This window comes from Cysteiniphilum litorale (genome assembly GCF_003428165.1).
GTDB classification, from domain to species: domain Bacteria; phylum Pseudomonadota; class Gammaproteobacteria; order Francisellales; family Francisellaceae; genus Caedibacter; species Caedibacter litoralis.
Genome location: NZ_QLIQ01000193.1, coordinates 1 through 552, shown reverse-complemented (window position 1 = coordinate 552; position 552 = coordinate 1). Strand labels below are relative to the sequence as shown.

Below are 552 nucleotides of genomic sequence, written 5' to 3'. Positions count from 1 at the left end.
TTTCACCAATGGTTCCCCTAATAAAGTCACTAATGGCACCATGCATGGTATAAAGTGAATTTTCTTCTTCTGAATCTTTATGATCAATTAATGAGAATCTTAGCAATGTATTAAGTGCTATTGATAGCGCAAGTTTATCACCCTTAAAAATTTGTAACATAAGATCTCGTGAAATACTTTCATGATGTAAAAACACAATATGCTCAAGTAAAAAATACGCCTCTTGTGAAGATTTTTTAACTTGATCTACTGTTAGTGAAGTGGTAATTTCCGTTGTCAAACTATAACCATCCATATATTCCTTCCCCATAGTTTTAGCTACTTCATAATTTGCTTTGGAAAGCTCATTTGCCCTTTGCTGATAAAATTCAATATACTGATCAACATCAACAAAAGACGTATTTTTTAGGTAGGCTAAAGCTTGGCTTACCGATAAAGGGTGGTCATACAACAAATTTGCTAGCTCATTTAACTTATCTTTATTATCTTTATACTGTTTTTGATCAAGTCTACTCAATAAAGTAACAGAGTCCTGTCGATCAAAACTCTTGA

At 32.4% G+C, this 552-nt stretch carries 1 protein-coding gene; it reads right to left on the bottom strand.

What is annotated here, in order from left to right; genetic code table 11:
- A partial coding sequence (locus tag DNJ75_RS15245; RefSeq protein WP_157968430.1) for a hypothetical protein occupies positions 1 to 517 on the bottom strand: 517 nt, incomplete at its 3' end.
- Between the last annotated feature and the right edge of the window lie 35 nt (positions 518 to 552).